At 35.7% G+C, this 1,436-nt stretch carries 1 protein-coding gene; it reads left to right on the forward strand.

Annotation, left to right across the window (positions count from 1 at the left end; all coding sequences use genetic code 11):
* Positions 1-529: 529 nt before the first annotated feature.
* A complete protein-coding gene (locus CK510_RS30335; protein WP_095725114.1) occupies positions 530-952 on the forward strand; it encodes a hypothetical protein in 423 nt (140 codons plus the stop codon).
* Positions 953-1,436: the final 484 nt, after the last annotated feature.

The raw sequence follows: 1,436 nt of genomic DNA on the forward strand, positions 1-1,436 counted from the left end.
GTGCGATCGCATTTCTGAAGATGGTTTGCACCCGAATACTTTGGGGTATCAAACTTTACTAGAGAATGTCGTTAACTGGGAAGGGATTTTAGATGTGTTGGGTTAGAAATAAATGGGATGTATCACATCTCAATTAATTGAATATCTGCCTTAATTTTTCTCTATATCTCCCATCCCTAATCACAAAATTACAAATATTTTATAAAAATCCGATAAATATTTGAGTCAAACTACTGCGGAAATTGTTTGGATTTTGCTGAAATATTGATTATGCAAGCTTATATTAACAGTAGTTACCATATTCGTCAGGTATGGTAAGCTAAACCACATCTAAATTGCATAACCCAAAAACGTATAATTCTTGTAGTGCGGGCATCTTGCCCGCGTTATGTACAAATTAAATGTGGAACAGCTTAATAAAGAGTTAACCGCAGATGTACGCAGATAAGTTTCTACCTTGGCAGACTAGAAAATGCTACGCCAAAATCTTAAGTAATCACCTTTAATTTCTAATTTATAACTAAAAATTATGACTCCGACATTATTTGGACGCTGGCAAACTCGTTTATTATTACTTGCTACGGTTGGTTTATTAGTAACTTTACCCTTTGTTTTGGCTGCTCCAGATTCTGAAAAAGGGATTTACTTTGTGGTAATTGGCTATGTGGCGATTTTTGGGATTATTTGGGATGTATTCTACGATCGCATCCAAAAATATCGCTGGGATAGGGACTGGCCCGCAGTATATCAGCTTTTTGCCGGAATTTGGGAAATGTTATTTGTCTTGTGTGGGGTAAAACTAATTGGTTTACCAGCAATACCAAAGGAATTACCACTCGATAAATTTCTACTCCACTATAGCGCTGTGTGGTTGGCTGTATTTATTGCTTCACAAAGCCTAATGAGAATTCTTTTTGTGCGATCGCGTTTCCGTGGTGGACAATGGCTTTAGGGATTTTGAATATTAAGTAATAAATGTTAAGTAATGTGACCTGATTGAGTCGAAATATTAAATACCCAAATCCAATTGCTGAAGCTTTTATTATCTGAGTCATCATACTAGGACTTACGCACTGTACAAAAGGGCTGTGTTGTGTATTAACGTGAATACGTTGTTTCAGGCTTTTATAAATTACCCTTTCTTGGTTTCTATCGCTTGATAGGGAACATAAAAACAAGCTTTAAGCGCTGAGAAGTATACCCCCTATTTTGATTTTTCTGTCAATGCGTAAGTCCTAGTCTGGAGTATGAGTATTTATAATTTATATTGATTTCCCTAGACTAGATTAATATAGCTAATATTAATCTATAGGTATAGGATTTCTATTTGATTTTTGTTAGCGGTAGCACACGTAGGGTGTGTTAGCGACAGCATAACGCAGCATTTTTAAGATTTTGGTACATTAATAACTCTATTCTAACCCATCCTACAGTAC

It is taken from the genome of Brunnivagina elsteri CCALA 953 (assembly GCF_002289455.1).
GTDB lineage: Bacteria > Cyanobacteriota > Cyanobacteriia > Cyanobacteriales > Nostocaceae > Brunnivagina > Brunnivagina elsteri.

Coding starts and splice junctions, on each gene's coding strand:
- CK510_RS30335 (WP_095725114.1), top strand. CDS start 530: ATGACTCCGACATTATTTGGACGCTGGCAAACTCGTTTATTATTACTT.